The sequence below is a fragment of the Burkholderia sp. Se-20378 genome, from assembly GCF_017104665.1.
In the GTDB taxonomy this organism is placed as follows: domain Bacteria; phylum Pseudomonadota; class Gammaproteobacteria; order Burkholderiales; family Burkholderiaceae; genus Burkholderia; species Burkholderia lata.
This window is the reverse complement of sequence record NZ_JAAGPG010000613.1, coordinates 1-4,836: the sequence shown is the minus strand read 5'-3', so window position 1 is coordinate 4,836 and position 4,836 is coordinate 1. Positions and strand designations below refer to the sequence as shown.

Genomic DNA, 4,836 nt, shown 5'->3' with positions numbered 1-4,836 from the left:
TGCCGACCATCCCGGCAGCGAGCACCGGCAGGCCCGGCGTGCGGTCGAGCCAGTCACCGCACGCTTCCTCGAACACCGCGTCGAACGCGCGCGCGCCGCCGCCGGGCACATGCATCACGCCCGCCGCACGGCTGCGCGTGTCGATCAGCGCGCCATGCGCGTCGTACAGGTAAGCGCGCAGCGACGTCGTGCCCCAGTCGAGCGCGATCAGCGACGGGGTGGCGGAGCTGGCATCCGGAACGGGCCGGGTCGAAGTCGTCATCGTTTGATCCTGCGGGTACCCTGCGGCGGGCTCCAGCCCAGTTCCGCGGAAATGGCTCGCGCTTCGCGCTGCACGAGCGGAATCAGTTCGTCCATCCGGTCGTGCGGCATGTACGGAATCGTGCTCGCGACCGACACGGCCGCGACGATCGCGCCCGATGCGTCGCGGATCGGTGCGGCCACGCAGCGGATCGACGCCTCGTTCTCCTCGAGATCGAACGTATAGCCGCCGGCCGCGTAATGCGCCATGCGCTGCAGGAACGCGCTCGTCTCGGGCCGGTTGTCCGGCTTGAAATTGACGCCGGCGAGCGCCCGCCGGGCGGCCTCGAACAGCGAGCGCCACGTGTCGGGATCGGTGTCGAGCATCATCGCCTTGCCGATGCCGGTCGACGCGAGCGGCATCCGGTGGCCGACGCGCGAGCGCATCTCGAGGCCGCGCGTGCCGGGAATCTTGTCGATGTACAGCACGTCGTCGCCGTCGCGCACGCCGAGATGGATCGTGTCGAGCGTCGCTTCCGCAAGCGCTTCGAGGTGCGGGCGCGCCACCGCGGTGAGCGGCATCTGCTCGAGCGCGATCGTGCCGAGTTCGATCAGCTTCGGGCCGAGCAGGTAGCCGCCCTGCACCTGGCGCAGGTAGCGCGCCTGCACGAGGCTGCTGACGAGGCGGTGCGTGGTGCTGCGCGTCGTGCCGAGCGCGGCGCCGATCGCGCGCATGTCACGCGCGCCGTTCGCGATCGCCTCGAGAATCGCAAGACCGCGCAGCAGCGTCTGCGTGCCGGCCTGCTGCGCAGCGAGATCGAGCGGCGTGCTGGTCGCGCCGATGCTGTCGGTCAGCGACGCATCGTCCGGCGTCGCACGCCGGGCGTCGAGGGCAAGTGTGTCGGGCATCTTGGTCATGGGGGCGGGCTTCTTCAACGGAACCGGTGAAGCCGTTCGCACGATGCCGGAACGGCGTCCGGCGTCGCGACGAGGCGGCGGTCGATGCACCGAATAAAGCGCCCGGCGAACTTCATGGAAGGTGTCTCCGTATGCGTCGGGCGCCGCGCGATGCGTGGGTCCGAAGCTGTCGATGTGCTTCGGATTGTAGGAGCGCACGCACTCGTCTCCAATATTTGAATGCGTTGCCCAGATAATGAGAATTCGGCACGAAGCCGCCGTGTACGTGGCGTAACGGCGGCTTCATGTGCACGGGGGCGGAACCCGCCGTGCAGCAGGTTCCGCCCCCGTTTGTTCACCGCGCGCCGCGCTTACTGCTGGCTCGTGCTGCGTGCCTGCATGTAGCGCTGGACGTCCGCGAACGACACGCGGCCGTTGCCCCCCGAGTCGATCTGGCGGAAGTGGTTCGCGACATAGCCGAGGCCGGCCGCGCGTGCCTGCGATTCGGTGATCGAACCCGTGTTCTGCGCGTCGGCTGCGCTGAACTGCTGCGCGAGCTTGCGCACCACCTGCGCATGCAGCGCGGCGCCGGTCGTCTGCGTGCCGGCGGTCGGCTTGCGCGCGGCCGGCGGCACGTACGGATCGCCGAGCTGCGCCTGGCGCGCACGCACCGGGGCGGCGGCGTCGCTTGCCTGCGCGAACGCGGATACGGATGCTGCGGCGCCGACACAGGCGAGCGCCGCGGCAACGACGATGAAACGATTCTTCATATCAGGCTCCAGTCTGGAATGAGGTCGTCGACGGCAGGCGCGGCGCCACCGCGGGCGCGCGCTGCCTGCCTTGCGCATCGCATCAGTGCGCGGCCGCGTTGTAGAAGGTCACGAGGTCGGCTTTCTCCTGCGGACGCGACGTATCGTCGAGATAGACCATGTGTCCGCCCTGATAGTCCTTGATCGTCAGGTTCGGCTGCGTCCCGAGTCGCGCGAGGTCGAGCTCCGTCTGGTAGAACGGCGTCGCGATGTCGTGATACCCGTTCAGCGACAGCACCTTCAGTTGCGGATTCAGCGACAGCGCCGCAGCAAGGTCGGGGATCGTGTCGGGCATCGCGAGACCGTCGTGCGTCCAGTCCCACGTGTTGATCGCATTGCTGCTCAACGAATACGCCGACTGCGCGGTGTACTTCAGCTCGTTCGGCAGGTACTTGCCGATCGTGTCGGTGAACGGCTGCGTGATGTACGTGCTCGACGGGTCGCCGCCGGATGCCAGCGGGCTCGACACCGGCACGTTCACGCGCGCATCGTAGCGGCCGATCAGCGTGCCCGGGATCAGCGACAGCTGGAAGCTGTTGTCGAAGAAGGTCGGGATCACGTTGAAGTTCGCATTCCACAGCGACTGCTTCACGCCGGTCGAATTCACCATCGTCGTGACGAGGGACGGCGGCGGCGGCGTATGGCTCGCCAGGTACGCGTTCACGGCAGGCGCGTAGCTGCCGGCCGTCAGCAGGCGCATCTGGTCCGCGTACTGCGGCAGGCTCGACGGGTTCGGGTTGTCGAGCTGATAGTACGCGCCGACCGTGCCATACGACGGCACGAAGCCCGCGCAACTCACCGGGCTCGATCCATTGTTCGAGTTGCCGATGTAGTCGCTCGCCATGTCGCAGTTCACGTTGTAGTTCAGGATCGACGACTGCAGCACGATGCCGGCGAGCTTCACGCCGGCCGTCTCGAGCAGGTTCGCGAGCACGTCGGTGCGCGGCGTGCCGTACGATTCGCCGAACAGGTATTTCGGCGAATCGTTGCGCTGGTTCACGGCGATGTAGCGCGTCACGAAATCGCGGAACGCGCCGCCGTCCTGGTCGACGCCCCAGAACGTCTGATTCGTGTTCGGCGCGACCGCTTCGGAGAAGCCGGTGCCGATCGCATCGACGAACACGAGGTCGGTCGTGTCGAGCAGGCTTTCCTGGTTGTCGACGAACGGGAACGTCGACGTGTTCGCATTCGGGTCGCCCGTCTGGATCCGCCGCGGGCCGAACGAACCGAGGTGCAGCCACACCGATGCCGAGCCGGGGCCGCCGTTGTACAGGAACGTGACGGGCCGCTTCGCCGCGGGCTGGTTGTCGGCCGTATAGGCGACATAGAAGAACGATGCTTCGGGCGCGCCGGTCTGCGGATTGCGCGCGACGAGGTGGCCGGCCGTGGCCGTGTAGCGGATCGTCTTGCCGTTGAGTGTGATCTGGTGATGCGTGACGGCGGCCTTTTCAACCGCGGCGGAGGCGTCGAGCGACGCGTTCGCGCTCGACGAATAACTGTTCGGATCGTTGTACGCCCTGTCCACCTGACTGGCGGGATCGGCTGAATTGTCGGCGCTGGCAGCAGCGGACGATGTCACGTCGTCGTTGCAGGCCGTCAGAATCAGCGAAGAAAACACCACTCCCAACAACAGCTTCGCTTTGCTCGCTGGCATCGTTGCTTTCCTTCTCTCGGATGTTTTTTGTATCGAGCAGCCGGATAAGCCGCCCCCCGCCTCGATTGCGGCCGATAAGCCGAGGCGCTGGCCAATATACGCGAGCCCGTCAGCTTTGAAAAATTTTGAAATATTTGGCTGGCGGCCGGTGCAGCGCACACCTTTCAGGAATGCTTCGGTTCGCGAAACGTTGCATTTCACGTGCCTTTCACTGACTTTCGCGTTTATCCGGAAATACTAAAAATCTCCGAATTTCGTGCCATATCGACTAATAAAGTCGCACGACACCCTGCATTGATCAGCAAAACGAAATAGATGGATTCGTCTAAAGGATGTGGCCCGAAATGCGCGCGACACGAATGCGCTGCAGCGCACAAACGACGCCTGAGCGGCGTAAGGGTGACGAAACGGTCAATGCGACGGCGCGAGCGCGCCGCCGTTCACTCCGATTGCGGCAGCTCGGCCGCACCCATCCGGCGGGCAATGACGGCCGCGCGCTGCGCCTGGTAGGCCGAGCCGCGGTGCGCGTCGAACCAGCGCGGCTTCGGCAGCATCACCGCGAGACGCGCCGATTGCCACGCGCCGAGCCGGCTTGCGGGAATCCGGTAGTAATAGCGTGCGGCCGCCTCGGCACCATACACGCCGCGTCCCCACTCGACGGAATTCAGGTAGATCTCGAAGATCCGCTCCTTGTCGAGCACCGTCTCGAGCATCCACGTGATGATGAGCTCCTGCCCCTTGCGGATGTAGCTCTTCTCGCGCGACAGGAACAGGTTGCGCGCGAGCTGCTGCGTGATCGTCGAGCCGCCCGCGACGATCCGGCCGCGCGCCTTGTTCTTCTCCCACGCCTGCAGGATCGCGTCGACGTCGTAGCCGTTGTTGGTCGCGAAGGTCGAGTCTTCCGACGCGATCAGCGCGCGCTTCAGGTTGCGCGAGATCTGGTCGTACGGCACCCACTGATGCTGGATCTGCGCGGGCGGCTTGTCGCGCGAAAGCCACCACGCGTCGGTGCGCATGAACGCGGTCGAGCCCGGGTTCACGAACGACCACAGCGCGATCTGCGCGAGATAGAACAGTTGCGTCGCGAGCCACGCGAGCGCGAACACCGATCCCGCATAGACGATCCAGCGGGTCGGGCTCACCGTCCGCGTGTGCTGCGTGCCGCTCACCGCCACCACGTGCCGCGCTCCGCTCAGCTCGCCGCGAGCGCCTGGCGCAGCGCGGCCAGCACCGGCG

General features: G+C 66.2%; 5 protein-coding genes. All 5 read right to left on the bottom strand.

What is annotated here, in order from left to right; all coding sequences use genetic code 11:
• Positions 1-262: 2-dehydro-3-deoxygalactonokinase (locus tag G3N93_RS34830; RefSeq protein WP_206134999.1), on the bottom strand; the 262-nt coding region annotated here is incomplete at its 3' end.
• Positions 259-1,158, bottom strand: a complete 900-nt coding sequence (locus G3N93_RS34825) for an IclR family transcriptional regulator (protein WP_011350890.1) — start codon at positions 1,156-1,158, stop codon at positions 259-261. The genes G3N93_RS34830 and G3N93_RS34825, both read right to left, overlap by 4 nt.
• Before the next feature lie 350 nt (positions 1,159-1,508).
• Complete coding sequence (locus G3N93_RS34820; RefSeq protein WP_011350889.1) at positions 1,509-1,907, bottom strand: EF-hand domain-containing protein; 399 nt, start codon at positions 1,905-1,907, stop codon at positions 1,509-1,511.
• Positions 1,908-1,989: 82 nt separating this feature from the next.
• Positions 1,990-3,600, bottom strand: a complete 1,611-nt coding sequence (locus tag G3N93_RS34815) for a S10 family peptidase (protein ID WP_174934170.1) — start codon at positions 3,598-3,600, stop codon at positions 1,990-1,992.
• 440 nt (positions 3,601-4,040) lie between these two features.
• On the bottom strand, positions 4,041-4,778 hold the full coding sequence (gene mtgA, locus G3N93_RS34810; protein ID WP_174939093.1) for a monofunctional biosynthetic peptidoglycan transglycosylase: 738 nt from the start codon (positions 4,776-4,778) through the stop codon (positions 4,041-4,043).
• Between the last annotated feature and the right edge of the window lie 58 nt (positions 4,779-4,836).